Raw genomic sequence first — 15,227 nt, 5'->3', positions numbered from 1 at the left:
CGGCCAGAAACCCTGCGGGTTTCTTCAGCTCCTGCCATAATACTGCCAGTCGCTGCCGGCGGTGATCAGTCGTTCGTCCACCCTTGCCCGGACGATCGGCGGGAGGTCTCCCCATCGGACGACTGCATCGCCGATGACGGCGAGCACGCCCCGGATACCTCTTCCCGGAAGGTCGTCGAGGACGGAGGTGTCGTCGGCCGTGATCCTGTTGCAGATCGCCGTCGCCCATGCGTCCGCGGCGGCGACGTCGGGGGCAAAGACCGTCACGGCGTCGGCGGTGCCGAAACTGATCGACGGGCCCACCGTCGCCGACGAGGTGCAGATGCCGAGGATCTCCTCGCCCGGAGGAACCCGGAACGCAAATCGTCCGCTCAACGGTGATCCGCCCGCATAGATGCCGATCGTCACCTCGCGGTCGTTCACGAGAGCGATGTCGCCCCCGTTGTCGACCAGGCCGAACGCCGCGCCGGCCTCGACCATCGCCTCCACCCCCGCCCGGGCTATGGCGCCCGCCACCGCCGCCATCGGCCCGACCCCGGCCTCCGCAGCGGCCCGGGCCATGCTGGCCGGGACGTTAGCAGGGTTTTTTGGAGTATACGGCTCGAGCGTTGCCGAAAAATAGGGGTCGCCGGCGATCTGCCGCTCGACCTCCCGCCGGGCGGTGAGCATCCCGGATTTCGCCGCCTCGATATGCAGGGGATCGTCCGCGAGGATCGTCGTGATCGTCTGCCGGAACTCGAAGTGCTCCCGGATCATCCCTGTTGCGAGAGGGCGCCGTGCGGGCACGCCCGGATGCACTTGCCGCAGAGAACGCAACGTTCGGCGCTCACGGAAAGGCGCCACTCGGCGTCGAAGGAGAAGACCTCCTGGGGGCAGACGCCGATGCACGCCCCGCAGTCGATGCACTCCTCCTCGTCGAGGACGACGGCATTCTCCATCACGCGGACGGTGACCCCCATCTCCTCGAGGCGCCGCCGGATCAGGTCGGCGTCTCTGTCCGGAACGTCGATCAGCACTTCGCCGGCCATCGAGTCGATGTTGGCCTTCTCGACGTTGATGAGGACGCCGGTCTCCTTCACCACCTGCGCGATCACCGGTTCTCTTCCCGGATCCGTTTTCCCTTTCCGGGAGAAGATCAGCAGGAGTTTCATCGCCGCCGCCTCCCGCCGAAGAGTTTCCCGAGATCGATCGCAGAGAGGATGCCGACCACCCGGTTCGTCGCGTCCACTACGGGAAGGGCGCTGATATTGTTCTGCTCCAGTTTCTGGGCGGCGACGTCCACCGGCTCGTCGGGCGTCGTCTTGATCACCTTCCGGGTCATGATGTCCTTCACCTGCCGCAGTTTCCCGTCCGTCACCACCGCCTTCGAGACGTCGTAGGTGGTGATGATCCCGACCAGCGTGCCGTTCCCGTCGAGAACCGGGAGGTGGTTCGTCTCGTCTTTGAGGAGTCGCTTTGCTGCCACCCGGATCTCCTCGTCCTCCGTGATGCTGATCACCTGCCGGTTCATGATGTCGCGGACGCGGGGGGTGACGGCCGTCTCCCGCATCGGCCTCGCACGCTTCGTCGTGTCGATCCGGCGGGTGGGGAGCGCAAGTTCCATCTTCCCCCGCTCGATCCAGTCCTTGAGTTCCGTCGCTACCGCCCGTGCTCGCCGGTAACTGGAGAGCGACGACGTCCTGACCGTCTCACCGCCAAGCTCGACCGAGCCGCTCCTGAGGTCGGCGTAACTGACCTTCGCAAGCGACGGCCGGTCGCGCCGGGGCGTGCCGTAATCGATGATATTGGTCATGAGATCCTCGTCCCGGACCGCGGTGCCCCGGACAATCCCGGTATCGAGCACCGGTATCGGGACGCCGACACCGACGTACATCGTCACGCCGTAGCCGTTCATCACCGCGGCGCGCAGGAACTCCTGGCGCATCTGCTTCATGTCCCCGGACACCATCAGCGTCCCGAACCCGCCTCCGGCGGAGTGCTGGGTGCCTTCTCCGACGATCATGCCCTCTCCCCCGGCAAGGAAGATCGGGACACCGCTCCCGATGACCCGGAAGCCGGGGTCGTTCGCGAGCGGCGAGAGGGTTCCTGCGCCGGAGTAGGAGACGTTGCCGCACCGCGGGAGGAGCGTCCCCATGTAGGTGTTGAGCGTCCGGTCGGTGGTGTTCGAGGCTGCGTTGTAACTCTGGTAGGAGTTCCTCGGGTTGACCATGATCGCCTGGTTCATGTCCTCGAGCAGCAGTTCCGTCGTGATGCTCCGGCGCGGGTAGCAGTCGGTTCCGCGGGAGGTCGCCCGCAGTTCGACGGTGCCTCCGGCGACGAGTTCCTCGAGGACGTGGGCGCCGCCGTAGAACCGGTCTTTGGTGTCGGCCTCCTGGGTTGCGCCCAGGTAGGCGTCGACCGCCGCGATTCCTGCGTATGCTTCCACGTCGTTGAGCCAGACGCGTTCCATCCGGATGGGGGGGTCGGCGTGCCCGAAGTTGAAGAAGGCACCGGTAGAGCACATTGCCCCGAACGTCCCGGTCGTGACGACGTCGACCTCCGCCAGTGCCCCTTCCTCTCCCAGTTCGTCGACGATGCCCGGCATCTCCTCGGCGGTAACCACTCGTGCAGTACCGTCGCGTATCCGGGCATTGATGAGGTCGAGGGACTTTTCCATGAACGTATATTCATTTTGGAATATTTATAGGTGTTGATTATTACTTTAGGTAATATCGGGTCGGGGTATGAGCGCTACCGGCAGCGATAACCCGGGGAGGTTTGCACCTCCCAAAAAAAGTGTGGGTTCTTTGTGGTTCAGTCCCGCCTGTGCAGCGCGACGAGGAGTCCGAGGACGCCGAGCGCGCCTATCACGGCGAAGGGAGCCACGCCCGCGTGGGGTGCCTGGGTCGGCACGGGCGAGAGCGAGGCCGAGGCCGAGGCGGTGCTTCCGGCACCGACCTGAACGGTGGTCGACCAGTCGCCGTAGCCTGCAAGCGCCACCCTGACCGCGTGGGTGCCGGCGGCAACGCCGTCGAGGTTCAGCGGGGTGATGCCCTTATAGGCGTTGTCGATGTAGACCTCGGCTCCGGAGGGGGAGGAGGTGACTGAGATCGAGCCCGTCGAGGTCGGCTGCTGGCCGGGCTGGAGCGTCGCGGTGACATGGCTCGTGGTCGCTCCGCTGACGACGACCGACGTCGTGTAGTCCAGGTAGCCGGAGAGGGCGACTCTCACGGTATGGGATCCGACCGCGACGTTCGAGATCGCATACACTCCTGCCGTGGGAGTCTTGCCCTGGTACTTGTCGTCGAGGAAGACGTCCGCGCCTGCCGGGTAGGAGACCACGTCGATGGCGCCGGTGGTCTCGGAGGGGACGGACGTCAGGTGGGCGTTGACGTAACTGGTCACGCCGGGGCTCACGGTCACGCTCGACATCCAGTCGTAGTAGCCGGAGAGATCGAGTTCGATGTTGTGCTTCTTCGCCGAGACGCTCGTGAGCGTCAGGGGCGTCTTGCCCTTATAGGTGCCGTCCATGTAGACGTATGCACCCGACGGGCTGGAGGTGACCTTGATCGAGCCGTACTGCTCGATCGGGGTCAGGGTGAACTGCACGTTCGACTGCTGCCCCGCCCTGACCGTGACGGTGGCGTAATCGGACTGGTAGCCCGTGTGATCGGCTTCAAGCGAGTAGGTGCCGGGGACGAGGTTCTGGATCGTGAGCGGTGCAGTACCCCGGTAGTTCCCGTTTAAGTAAACGGCCGAACCCGAGGGGCTCGAGGTGACATGGATCGAACCGGCGGTCTCGACCGGCTGCAGCGTCGCGTAGACGTCCACGGTTTCCCCGGCTGCGGGGTCAGAGGCCAGGCTGCCGGTGTAGGACTGATAGCCGCTCTTCTCTACCCGGAAGGTGTTGTAGGGCGACCCGGTGGTGTAGACCGGGACGTCGAGCGCCCCTCCGTAGGTGGTTCCTTTGTACTGTCCGTCAAAGTAGACGTCGGCACCGTCCACGTTGCAGTGAACGCGGTACCATCCTTCATCTCCTCCCAGTGCGGAAACGGCGGGGATGCCGGCGCAGAGAACGAGGAGTATTGTTCCGATAATAAGAGGTCTCAGCATGTTCTGTCTCCGAAAGACGATGATTGAATCTCGTTTTTTTCAGGGATAATTATTTCGATTTGATCTATTCCCTGCCCGCCTCCTTTATATGATTATAACCCGTTTGCTCTCGAATAATATCCAAAACCTCCCGGGAAACGAAAATTTATTCGACGGGAGGAACCGGGCCGGGAGTGCAGGGCGGTGTTCTCGTCCACCCTTTTATTTTTGTGAGAATCATACGAGGTACTGTATGGATATCGAGAGGTTCATCGCCGCACTGGAGCAGGTTGCCCCGCCCGAACTGGCCGAGGAGTACGATACAGGGAGGATCGGCCTCGTCGTCGAGGGAAGAGAAGAGATCGGAACCGTCTGCTGTGCGCTCGATGCCACGCAGAAGGTGGTGGATGCCGCCGCCCGTGCCGGCGCGGACGTGCTGATCGTCCATCATACTCCCCTCTGGAGCCCGGTCACGGCGGTCCGGGGACCGACCTCGCGCCTGCTCCGGACGCTCCTTGCCGCCGAGATGAATCTCTACGTCATGCACACGAACTTCGACCATGCCGAGGGCGGCGTCAACGACGTCCTCGCGGCCCGGCTCGGTTTCACCGGAATGGAGCGGATGACCGCCGGCCTCGTCGGCAACTGCTCCCTCGACGCGGAAGAGATCGCCCGCCGACTTCCGGGCGGAGGGATCCGGGTCTACGGCGAGGTGGGAACGATCCGGCGCCTCGCCGTCGTGGGTGGGAGCGGGTTCGACCCCGACCTGATCCGGGAGGCCGTCGGTCTCGGGGCGGAGGCGTTCCTCTCGGCGGAATTGAAGCACAGCGTTGTCCGTGCGTCGCCCATCCCCTGCCTGGAGGCCACTCACTACGCGCTCGAGGCTCCGGCCATGGAGGCTCTCGCGTCCCGCATGGGGTGGCATTATATCCCTGATCCGCCACACGTAGTGGTAGTTTCATGAGGGGTATCTGGGGAAAGATCGAGCGCGACCGGGCGCTGACGCCGGAGTTTCGCACCTGCATCGAGCGTGTATACGGCGAGCGAGGGAGAAAGGCACTCGAAGCCGTCGATGCCGGGCAGGTGAAGCGTTATCTCGACTTCTTCGTCGTGGTGGGCAGGAGCAGCGAGTACATCGTCGAAGGCGACTTCTGCACCTGCAGCGATTTCCTCTTCCGGGGGCGCGAATGCTGGCACATCCTTGCGGTGCGCATCGCCGAGAGGACGGGATTATATGAATCCTATGACCTCTGGTATCAGGATACCTGGAAAACTTAAACAATACGCACAAACAACTATATCGGTCACAATCATACCAATTTATGCTGCGTGATTTTCAATGCTCGAGGAAGAATATACGCTCGATTATTTCAAGTCTGAGGGGTTTGAGCGGAAGGTCTGCAAGAGTTGCGGGTCAGCCTTCTGGACCCGGGACCCCGAACAGGAGTTCTGCGGCGACGCCCCGTGCGTGACGTATAACTTCATCGGCAACCCGGTCTTCAAACCCCATAATGTTAGTGAGATGCGGGAGGCGTTCCTCTCGTTCTTCGAGCGGCACGGTCATACACGCCTCGAACGATATCCTGTAGCCGCCCGGTGGAGAGACGACATCTACCTCACCATCGCATCCATCGCCGATTTTCAGCCGTTCGTCACGAGCGGGGTCGTTCCTCCGCCGGCGAACCCGCTGACCATCTCCCAGCCCTGCATCCGGTTAAACGACCTCGACTCGGTAGGGAGATCCGGGCGCCACCTGACGCTCTTTGAGATGATGGCGCACCACGCCTTCAACACCCCGGAAGAGCAGATCTACTGGAAAGACGAGACGGTCGCTCTCTGTGACGAGTTCATCAAGTCCATCGGCGGCGATCCCGCCCGGGTCAGCTACAAGGAGCATCCCTGGTACGGCGGGGGCAACGCCGGGGCATCCGTTGAGGTGCTCATCGGCGGCCTTGAGGTCGCGACGCTGGTCTTCATGAACCTCGGGCGGCAGAAGACCGACCAGCCGCCCGTCGACGTGAACGGGGTGCCGTACTACCCGATGCGGCTGAATATCGTGGACACCGGCTACGGCCTTGAGCGGTTCGTCTGGGCCTCGAAGGGTTCGCCGACGATCTACGATGCGGTCTTCCCGGAGATGGTGAGCCGCCTGATGCGGTCGGCCCATCTCGAGGATCTCCTCGACAACCCGGAGTTCACGAAGATCATGGGGCTCAGCGCCCGGTTCGCCGGTGTGATGGACATCTCCGGGACGAACCTCTACAACCTCCGGAGGAAGGTCGCCGATGCGATCAGCGTGCCGGTCGAACGGCTTGAGCGGATCGTCGTGCCGATCGAGAAGGTCTACTCGATCGCCGACCACACCCGCTGCCTCGCCTACATGCTCGGGGACTGCATCGTCCCCTCGAATGTTCGCGAGGGCTACCTTGCACGACTCGTGCTCCGCCGGACGCTCCGGATGATGAACGACCTCTCGATGGACGAGGATCTCGCCGACCTGATCGAAGCACAGATGCAGGTTGTCGGGGTCGAGAACTTCGAGCAGGAAGCGGACGCGGTACGGGAGATCGTGGAGAGCGAGGAGGCGCGGTATGCAAGCACGCTCGAGCGCGGAGCCCGGATCGTCCAGAAGCTTGCCCGGAACTACAAGTCAAAGAGTTCCCGGGTTCCCCTCGAGGAGGTCATCACCCTCTACGACTCGCACGGCATCCCGCCCGAGATGGTCAAGGAGGTCGCTGCCGCCGAGGGCGCCGTCGTGGAGATCCCCGACAACTTCTACTCGCTGATCGCCGAGACGCACTCGGAGGCGCAGAAGGAGGCAAAAGGGGAAGACCCGCTCGACGCCTACCGCGAGCGTGCGGTCTCCCTCCCCCCGACGAAGAAACTCTACTACGAACTGCCGAACGAGGTCGAGTTCGAGGCGATGGTGCTGGATTACTTCGACGGGATAGCGGTGCTCGACCAGACGCTCTTCTACCCGGAGGGCGGCGGTCAGCCGTCCGATACCGGCACCCTGGTGACGTCCGAGAACATGGTGCGGGTGGAGGAGGTCACGAAACTCGGCGAGGTGATCCTCCACCGGGTCACCGGCGGTTGCCTGAAGCGCGGCGAACGGGTGAAGGGCATGGTGGACGAGGAACGCCGCTGGTCGCTGATGCGCCACCACACGGCGACCCATGTCCTCCTGCGCGCCGCAAAGGAGGTGCTCGGCGTCCACGTGCATCAGGCGGGCGCCCAGAAGGGAAGCGAGGTTTCCCGCCTGGATATCCGGCACTACAAGCATATCACGCCCGACGAACTCAAGAGGATCGAGATTGAGGCGAACCGGCTGGTCATGGCCGATACGCCGGTCTACATCCACGTCGAGGAGCGGACGAAGGCCGAGCAGAAGTACGGGTTCGGCCTCTACCAGGGCGGCGTCCCGCCGGGCCGGGAGATCCGGACGGTGCAGGTCGGCGCCGACGTGCAGGCGTGTGCTGGAACGCACGTCCGGACGACCGGCGAGATCGGGTCGATCCGGGTTCTCGGCGTCGAGCATATCCAGGACGGCGTCGAGCGGCTGGTCTTTGCGGCCGGTATCGCCGCCGTGCATGCCGTGCAGCACCTGGCCGACCTCCTCCAGGAGGCCGCCGACGTGGTGAGCGTCCAGCCCGAGAACCTGCCGGCGACGGTAACGCGCTTCTTCTCGGAATGGAAGGAACAGAAGAAAGATATCGAGCGTCTCCAGAAGAAAGTGGTGGACCTCGAGATGCAGAATCTCGACGGCGAGATGGTGGACGGTGTCCGGGTCGTCGTCAGAACGCTCGATGCGACCCACAAGGAACTCGTCGCACTCGCCACGACCGTCGCCGAAGAGGGCGGCGTGGCGCTCTTTGCGTCGGGCGACGGTACCGCGAAGGTGGTGGCGACGTCGGGCGCCCCGGCGGTGAACGCCGTTGATATCGTGCGGGAGGTCTGCGGCATCCTCGGCGGGAAGGGCGGCGGCAAGCCGAACCTTGCGCAGGGCGCAGGCCCGGAAGCCTCCCGGCTCGAGGAGGCGCTCGAGCACGGGCGCAACAGAATCATCGAAGCACTCCATGGCGAATGATGTTGTAGTTATCCAGCCGGGCGATGAACAGACACAGAAGATCGCCCGGGCGATGGCGAGCCAGACGGCAAACGCGATCATCCAGGCCTTCGGCGGCGGACCGCTGACGTCGTCGGAGGTCGCCCGGCGGATGAAGATCCCCATCACCACCGCTTCTTACCACATCGAGAACCTTCTCGACGCCGGGCTTCTCGAGGTCATGGAGACCCGCTGGAGCGAGAAGGGACGCGAGGTGAAGGTCTACGGCCTTGCGAACCAGGTCTTCATCATCGCATCGCCGGCAAGCGATCTCCGGTCGGTGCTGCAGAAATACGCGACGCTCTTTGGGATCGTCGTCCTCGCGAGCATCGGGCTCTGGTCGATCCTCCCGGCGCTGCTGCCGTTCGGCGGCTCTACGCCCGTCTCACGGGTAATGTCCGAGAACGGGGATAAATACGCCGGCGGGACCGGCGAGGATGCCTCGACGCTCCAGTCTCCCGTCCCTGCCCTGGACGGTGCCGGGGCGCTGCCGGTCCACGACATCGTGATGGGCTTCTTCTTCGGCGCCTGCGTGGTGCTGCTTGCGCTGCTCGCCTACGAGGTCTACTACTGGTGGCGCACATCCCCGCGCTACCAAGAAGAAGAGAAATGATCTAAAAAGGGTCAGATGAGGGGGTTTAGAGGGTCTTTATCGCCGCCCCCTTGCAACTCCCGCTTCCGGTTGTTTTCCGGTTCCTGCTTCGACTTTTGCTCCGCATCTCGGACAACGCGTCTTCTTCGGGTTGATCTCCGCTCCGCAGCTGTAACATTTCGGCATGGTATATCACCACACTGTGCCTGATTGGACCCTGATACCATAAGGCTATCTCATGGCGATTCCGGCCATATTCCGGGCTGAAGGGCGAATCTGCCCGGGAACGTGGCCGGAATGCGGTTTACGACGGTCTCATGACATCCTGCGCTCGCACGGACGGCGGGCCGAGTTCCGGCTGCTTCAGGGGCTCCCGGGAGAGGAACCCCTATCTGGGAGCGGGCGACGATCCCGATACCGCGCCTCTCCGTAACATCTGCGGGGTATACTCTCCTTTTATCCCGACAATTTCATCTGATATCCCAAGATATTGGTTCTATGAAATTTTTTGTGTCCGACATATATTTGAATATGGATAATAATATATCACCTGCTCGTCAACCATGATCCATGCTCGGCGTCGTCCCGGATATCGACCCGGAGATCTTCTCCCTGGTCGTCGTCCCGGTCTTCATCTTCCTCGCACGCATCTGCGACGTCACCATCGGGACGATGCGGATCATCTTCGTCTCCCGTGGGATGAAGGTGGTCGCCCCTATCCTCGGATTCGCCGAGGTCTTCATCTGGATCATCGCCGTCGGCCAGATCTTTCAGAACCTCACGAACCCCCTCAACTACTTTGCCTACGCGGCCGGGTTCGCCACGGGAAACTACATCGGAATGCTCGTCGAGGAGCGGCTGGCGATGGGGCTTGCCCTCATCCGGATCATCACCCAGCGCGACGCGACGAACCTCATCGACTACCTCCGCGCCGCGGGTTACGGGGTGACCGTCCTCGACGCACACGGGAAGCAGGGGCCGGGCAAGGTGATCTTCTCGGTGGTCAAGCGCAAGAACATGCGCGACGTGGAGGACGCCATCCACGAGTTCAACCCCAAGGCGTTCTACTCGATCGAGGACGTCCGGCGAGCGGCGGAGGGGACGTTCCCGGCAACCCTGCCGGGCCCGACCCCGTTCTCCTTCGGAAGGGTCATCCGGAGGGGGAAGTGACCTCTCCGTAGGTTATCCGGTAGATGGCATTCGCCCGGTCGTCCGATACCAGGATTGAGCCGTCGTTCGCGATCTCGACGTCCACCGGCCGACCCCAGGCGTCGCCTCCCTGGAGCCAGCCCTCCGCGAAGACATCATAGGCGACGGGAGTGTTGTTCTCGAGTTTGACCATCGTCACCCGGTAGCCGATCGGCTCCGCCCGGTTCCAGGAGCCGTGCTCGGCGATAAAGATCCTGTTCTGGTACTCTTCCGGGAACTGCCCGCCGTCATAGAACCGCATCCCGAGTGCAGCGACGTGCGGGCCGAGTTCCTGCTCGGGGGGCGTGAATTCACTGCACGACCGCTCCTCCCCGAACTCCGGGTCGGGGATCGCCGTGCCGTGGCAGTAGGGGAACCCAAAGTGCATCCCGCTCTCCGGCGCCCGGTTCAGTTCGTCCGGCGGGATATCGTCGCCGAGCCAGTCGCGGCCGTTGTCGGTGAACCATAACTCATCGGTCTCCGGGTGCCAGTCGAACCCCACGGTGTTCCGGATGCCCCGGGCGTAGATCTCGAGATCGGTTCCGTCCGGGTTCATCCGGAAGATGGTACTGAACCGCTCGTCTTCGGGGTCGCAGACGTTGCAGGGGGCGCCCACGGGGATGTAGAGGTTCCCGTCGGGGCCGAACGCGATGAACTTCCACCCGTGCGAGGCTTCGTCCGGGAAGGCGTCGCTCACCACCGCGGCCTCCGGCGGGTTATCGAGGTTCGCCTCGATCCCGTCGTAGCGGAGGATGCGGCTGATCTCGGCGACGTAGAGGGAGCCGTTTTGGAACGCGACGCCGTTCGGGGAGTCGAGACCGCTTGCGATCGTGATCACCTCATCGCCTCTCCCGTCGCCGTCGCGGTCGGGTATGGCGTAGACGTTCCCTGCGCCGCGGCTCCCGACAAAGAGCGTCCCGTTCGGGGTCATGGTCATCGACCGCGCCCCGGTGACGTTTCCGGCATAGACGTCGATCGCAAACCCTGCGGGGAGGGCGATCGTATCGAGCGGCAGGGTTCCGGCGGTGCCGCCGCCCGGCGGCATCACGACGGCCACGGCGATCCCGAGGAGGGCAATCGTCGCAACCGCGGCAAGGATGAGAATGGTCCGGCGTGACATACATCATCTCCGGACTCCGGATGGCGGGGAGGATATATAGGGGTTACTCACGCAGCCCGGCCGCTATGCCTGACGTTTGAACCGGTCTCCGGTCTTCATGGAGACGACGCCCCCGATGACGATCGCGAGAAATACCAGCCACGATATGCCGGCCATAATGGCCGACATACCGGGAACGATTGGCAGCACCCCTCCGGCAAGAAGGAGGGCGGATGCGGCGATCAGGAGGTTGCCTGTGAACCTCGCCAGCACCTTCTCGTCGTATCTCGCCCGTTCCTCTGCAGGGGCGGTATTGTAGCCTGCAATGAGGCCGCTCGCGTTGAAGGCCCGGACGACGATCCCAAAAAAAGCACGACCGCTCCCCCGAGAATGTTTGCGATCCACACGATGATCCTGTTTGAGGGGCGGATGCTAGAGCGTTCCGGTATTCGCCGGCAGATGCGCAGATTTATCATCTCTGCGGCAGCACCACGGGCGCGGAGGGACACTGTATGATCACGATCGTTGCACGGTGCAGCATACAATCCGGGAAGAGCGATGAGTTCATGGAAATAGCCCGGGACCTGGTCGATGCGAGCAGGCGCGAGGACGGAAATATCTCGTACGACCTCTACGTGGATCTCGCTGACCCCGCGAAGTTCGCGTTCATCGAGGTCTGGAAGGATCGGGCCGCAATCGACTCCCACAACGAGACGGCGCACTTCAAAGGCTTCGGGGAGAGAGCGGGGCCCCTGTTTGCCGGGCCGCTCGATATCGGTCTGTACCGGAAAGTTGTCTGAGCCTCTTCCCCCTTCTCTTCACGCGAACCGCCGGATGCCGGCGAGCGGCGGGAGGACGACCGCCTCGCCGTCGACCTCCACCACCGGCTGGAGGCTTCCTGCATCCACGCGGCGGAGGATGGGCGAGAGGAAGTCCCGGCTCTTTACATAGTTGATCATGACGCCGGGGGAGAGCGGATTGAATGCGGGCAATACGATGATATCCCTCCCGCGGGCCACGGCTCGGCCATAGAGGAAGCAGGGGAACCGGGCCATATCGATCTCGATCGCCGGGTGGTCGTGGCCGATGATGAGCGTCCCGTGGTCGTCGACCGCCTGATCGCCGTGAACCACCGTGTAGCCGCCGCGGTCGTAGCGCTCGACCGACCCTCCCGCTATCGCGGGGAGCATGACGTCGTGCGAGCCCCGGACGAGGACGACCTCGCACCTGGCCTTCAGAGTCGCGACGATCGTCTCGAACGTCTCCTTCACGTCCCGGCTCACCCGGTCGAAGGCGTGGAAGATATCCCCGTCGAGGACGAAGACCTCCGGCTTGAACCGGCCGAGGATCGCCTCGAACCGTTCGAGGAGCGTCTCCTCCTCGTGGAGCGGGAAGTGGAGGCCCTGCCGGTAGAGCGCCTCGGAAAGTCCGATATGGACGTCGGAGACGACGCAGAGAGACTGTTCCCTGACGTAGAGCGCGCCCTTGTAGAAGCCGAACCGGGAGAGGAGGTCGGCCTCCGTGACCGCGTTCATGCCGCCGCCTCGCCTCCGATGCTGCTCATCACCCGGCGCTGGAACTCGCGGAGCATCGAGAGTTTGTCCTGCGCGTAGACCGCGTCGGAGACGCCGAGCGTCGCTATCCCGAACGCGAGCGGGCTCGGGGACGCGGCGCGGGTCAGGGCGACCTCGATCTCGCCGGCACCGATCCCGTCGACGATCCGCCGGATGTTCTCCGCCTCGAACCGGTCATCGATCACCTCCCGGTAGGTCTCCCGCATCACGGCGAAGCCGTCGAGCCGTTTGGCAAACGAGATCAGCATATCGGCGCTCACCTGCTGGCGCCGGGCGCTTCTCCGCCGGCCCATGTAGTTACGGAGGATCATGAACGACCGTGCGGCGTTGATCCGGAAGACCCGCTTCAGGAGCTGGGTATCCCCGACGGCCTCCTTAAGGATCTCGTTGCACTCGTCGGCCCGGATGCCCTGGAGAATGCGTGCGGGATCGACCTGCTTCTCGAGCGGGATCGAGACCAGAAACCCGGTATCGCTGATCCCGACCGAGACGTTCGTCGTCACGTCCCGGGCGATCGTGAAGGCGACGATCCGGGAGAACCCGTCGTTGAACCGCAGCCCGTAGTTGGTCATGAAGTAGTAGAGCCGGCGATGGTTCTCCCGGTCGATCTGCTCCTCGACGACGATCCGCTTCAACGTCGGGACGGCTTCGTCGCCCATATAGAGCACCTGCTGCTCGAAGATCGCGCAGATGCTCCGGGCGCTGTTCTCGTCGATGGGGTAGTCGGCGAGGAGGGTCTCGACGATCTCCTCTGTTCCGGCCGTCTCCATCGCGCGAAGCATCATCTCCTTGAACCGGAGGACGTGCAGGCCGAGATCGAACGAGAGCGGGAGTTTCTCCGAGAACCAGCTCGGGATCGTCGGCCGGTCGGTCGTCGGGTCGACGTAGAGTTTTCCCCCCCGCCGGTAGGCGAACCGGTAGCGCCGCCCGCCGAGGACGAAGACGTCGCCCTTGTTCATCCGTTCCAGGTACTTCTCGTCCAGGTTTCCGGCAAAGACCCCGTCCCGGGTGAGGACGTCGCAGGAGAACTCGTCGGGGATCGTCCCGGAGTTCAGGAAGTAGATCATCCGGGCGTTCCGCCCCCGCTTCCGCACCGTCCCTTCCTCCGCGTCGTGCCAGATCTTCGCGTAGATCCGGCGCTCCTCGAGCCCCGCGTACTCCCCGGCGAGGTAGCGGACGACGCTCATCAGGTCCTCCTCCTCGAGGTCGCGGTAGCAGTGCGACCGGCGGACCACCTCGAGCATCCCCTGGATCCGCGTCTCCCCATCGAGCGCCATCCCGAAGACGTGCTGCGCGAGAACGTCCAGGCAATTCTCCGGGATGTGGATCCGGTCCACGAACCCGTTCTGCCCCTCCCGGAGCATCACCGCGCACTCCACGAGTTCGTCGCGGTCGAGGACGACGATCCGCCCCTTCACCACCTCGCCGAGGCGGTGGCCGGCCCGCCCGACCCGCTGGAGGAGCGCCGCGACGGATTTCGGGGAGCCCACCTGGAGGACGAGGTCGACGTGCGGCATGTCGACCCCGAGTTCGAGCGACGTCGAGGTCGTCACCACCTTCACCCTCCCGGACTTGAGCCGCTCCTCGACGGAGAGCCGCCCGTCCGTTCCCATCGAGCCGTGGTGGCAGCCCGTGTTCTCCTCCGTGTAGCACTCGGGGTAACGGGCGCGGAGGTTGTAGAGGATCCGTTCGGCGCCGTTCCGGGTGTTCGTGAAGACGAGCGTGTTGCTGTGCCCCTGGACGAGACGGTGGATCGTCGAGTAAAGGTGCCGCGCGAGGTCTTCGGGGGTGGTGTCGATCAGGTCGGGGACCGGGCAGAGGAGTTTCAAGTCAAACTCCCGCGCGAACCGTGTATCGACGATCTCCACCTCGCGCCCGGCGCCGACCAGGAACCGGCCGACCTCGGCGAGGGGCTCGATCGTCGCCGAGCACCCGATCCGGGTGAAGCCGCCGCCCGCCTCCTTCACCAGTTCCTCGAGCCGTTCAAGGCTCACCGAGAGGTGTACGCCGCGCTTCGAGCCCGCGAGGGAGTGGATCTCATCGACGACGACCCAGCGGACCGTCCGGAGGCTCTCGCGGAACTTCGGGGAGTTTAAGAGGATCCCGAGGGTCTCGGGGGTGATGTTGAGGATGTGCGGGGGTTTTCGCGCCATCTTCGCCTTATCCGCCCGCGAGACGTCCCCGTGCCGGATGGCATGGCGGAGCGGGGCGTGATCGATCCCGCGCTCGCGGGCGATCTCGGCGACTCCCTCGAGCGGCTGGCTGAGGTTCTTGTGGATATCGTTTGCAAGCGACTTGAGCGGCGAGACATACAGGCAGTAGACGCTGTCTTCGAGCGCCCCCGCCCGTGCCCGGACGAAGAGGTCGTCGATGATTGCAAGAAACGCCGAGAGCGTCTTTCCCGATCCGGTCGGCGAGCAGATGAGGACGTTCTTTCGCTCGTGGATGAACGGGACCGCCATCTGCTGCGGCGGGGTGAACCGCCCGTCCAGTCTTCGTATGCACCATTCCTGTACGTTCTCGTCGAGGAGTTCGAGGATCTCCTCGTTCGAATGCCTTTCCGGCCGCGTCTCCATCCTGTTACCTCTTGTCGTCCCT

At 63.8% G+C, this 15,227-nt stretch carries 14 protein-coding genes; 6 read left to right on the top strand and 8 right to left on the bottom strand.

What is annotated here, in order from left to right:
* Positions 1–24: 24 nt before the first annotated feature.
* From MCUHO_RS04790 to MCUHO_RS04775, 4 genes are all read right to left on the bottom strand, one after another.
* On the bottom strand, positions 25–756 hold the full coding sequence (locus MCUHO_RS04790; RefSeq protein WP_067074259.1) for a UPF0280 family protein: 732 nt from the start codon (positions 754–756) through the stop codon (positions 25–27).
* On the bottom strand, positions 753–1,151 hold the full coding sequence (locus MCUHO_RS04785; protein ID WP_067074256.1) for a 4Fe-4S binding protein: 399 nt from the start codon (positions 1,149–1,151) through the stop codon (positions 753–755). The genes MCUHO_RS04790 and MCUHO_RS04785 overlap by 4 nt, the downstream gene beginning before the upstream one ends.
* Positions 1,148–2,656, bottom strand: a complete 1,509-nt coding sequence (locus MCUHO_RS04780) for a homocysteine biosynthesis protein (protein WP_067074252.1) — start codon at positions 2,654–2,656, stop codon at positions 1,148–1,150. The genes MCUHO_RS04785 and MCUHO_RS04780 overlap by 4 nt, the downstream gene beginning before the upstream one ends.
* Positions 2,657–2,793: 137 nt before the next feature.
* A complete protein-coding gene (locus tag MCUHO_RS04775; protein ID WP_067074249.1) occupies positions 2,794–4,092 on the bottom strand; it encodes a PEGA domain-containing protein in 1,299 nt (432 codons plus the stop codon).
* A 232-nt stretch (positions 4,093–4,324) separates the two neighbouring features.
* On the opposite strand from MCUHO_RS04775, the gene MCUHO_RS04770 reads away from it, so the two are divergent.
* The 5 genes from MCUHO_RS04770 (at position 4,325) to MCUHO_RS04750 (ending at position 9,938) form a co-directional block, all read left to right on the top strand.
* On the top strand, positions 4,325–5,035 hold the full coding sequence (locus MCUHO_RS04770) for a Nif3-like dinuclear metal center hexameric protein (protein WP_067074247.1): 711 nt from the start codon (positions 4,325–4,327) through the stop codon (positions 5,033–5,035).
* Complete coding sequence (locus tag MCUHO_RS04765; protein WP_067074244.1) at positions 5,032–5,349, top strand: SWIM zinc finger family protein; 318 nt, start codon at positions 5,032–5,034, stop codon at positions 5,347–5,349. Before MCUHO_RS04770 ends, MCUHO_RS04765 begins: the two co-directional genes overlap by 4 nt.
* A 61-nt stretch (positions 5,350–5,410) precedes the next feature.
* Entirely contained in the window at positions 5,411–8,158 is a 2,748-nt protein-coding gene (gene alaS / locus MCUHO_RS04760; RefSeq protein ID WP_067074240.1) for an alanine--tRNA ligase, read from the top strand.
* Positions 8,148–8,789: an ArsR/SmtB family transcription factor gene (locus tag MCUHO_RS04755; RefSeq protein WP_067074236.1), complete on the top strand. Its 642-nt coding sequence runs from the start codon at positions 8,148–8,150 to the stop codon at positions 8,787–8,789. Before alaS ends, MCUHO_RS04755 begins: the two co-directional genes overlap by 11 nt.
* 549 nt (positions 8,790–9,338) lie before the next feature.
* On the top strand, positions 9,339–9,938 hold the full coding sequence (locus MCUHO_RS04750; RefSeq protein WP_067074232.1) for a DUF2179 domain-containing protein: 600 nt from the start codon (positions 9,339–9,341) through the stop codon (positions 9,936–9,938).
* Here MCUHO_RS04750 and MCUHO_RS04745 read toward each other — a convergent pair.
* Positions 9,919–11,076: a PQQ-dependent sugar dehydrogenase gene (locus MCUHO_RS04745; RefSeq protein ID WP_067074229.1), complete on the bottom strand. Its 1,158-nt coding sequence runs from the start codon at positions 11,074–11,076 to the stop codon at positions 9,919–9,921. The genes MCUHO_RS04750 and MCUHO_RS04745 overlap by 20 nt on opposite strands.
* Before the next feature lie 63 nt (positions 11,077–11,139).
* Positions 11,140–11,460, bottom strand: coding sequence for a DUF3784 domain-containing protein (locus MCUHO_RS04740; protein ID WP_067074224.1), 321 nt, complete (start codon positions 11,458–11,460; stop codon positions 11,140–11,142).
* Between the two features lie 107 nt (positions 11,461–11,567).
* On the opposite strand from MCUHO_RS04740, the gene MCUHO_RS04735 reads away from it, so the two are divergent.
* Entirely contained in the window at positions 11,568–11,855 is a 288-nt protein-coding gene (locus MCUHO_RS04735; protein ID WP_067074221.1) for a putative quinol monooxygenase, read from the top strand.
* A gap of 18 nt (positions 11,856–11,873) precedes the next feature.
* On the opposite strand, the gene MCUHO_RS04730 is transcribed toward MCUHO_RS04735, so the two are convergent.
* Complete coding sequence (locus MCUHO_RS04730) at positions 11,874–12,590, bottom strand: metallophosphoesterase (protein WP_067074218.1); 717 nt, start codon at positions 12,588–12,590, stop codon at positions 11,874–11,876.
* Positions 12,587–15,205 carry an ATP-dependent helicase gene (locus tag MCUHO_RS04725; RefSeq protein ID WP_067074214.1) on the bottom strand — a complete coding sequence of 873 codons (2,619 nt, stop codon included), beginning with the start codon at positions 15,203–15,205 and terminating at the stop codon, positions 12,587–12,589. The genes MCUHO_RS04730 and MCUHO_RS04725 overlap by 4 nt, the downstream gene beginning before the upstream one ends.
* Positions 15,206–15,227: the final 22 nt, after the last annotated feature.

Source organism: Methanoculleus horonobensis (assembly GCF_001602375.1).
GTDB classification, from domain to species: domain Archaea; phylum Halobacteriota; class Methanomicrobia; order Methanomicrobiales; family Methanoculleaceae; genus Methanoculleus; species Methanoculleus horonobensis.
The sequence above is the reverse complement of the archived record's forward strand: the minus strand, read 5'-3'. Positions and strand labels throughout refer to the sequence as shown.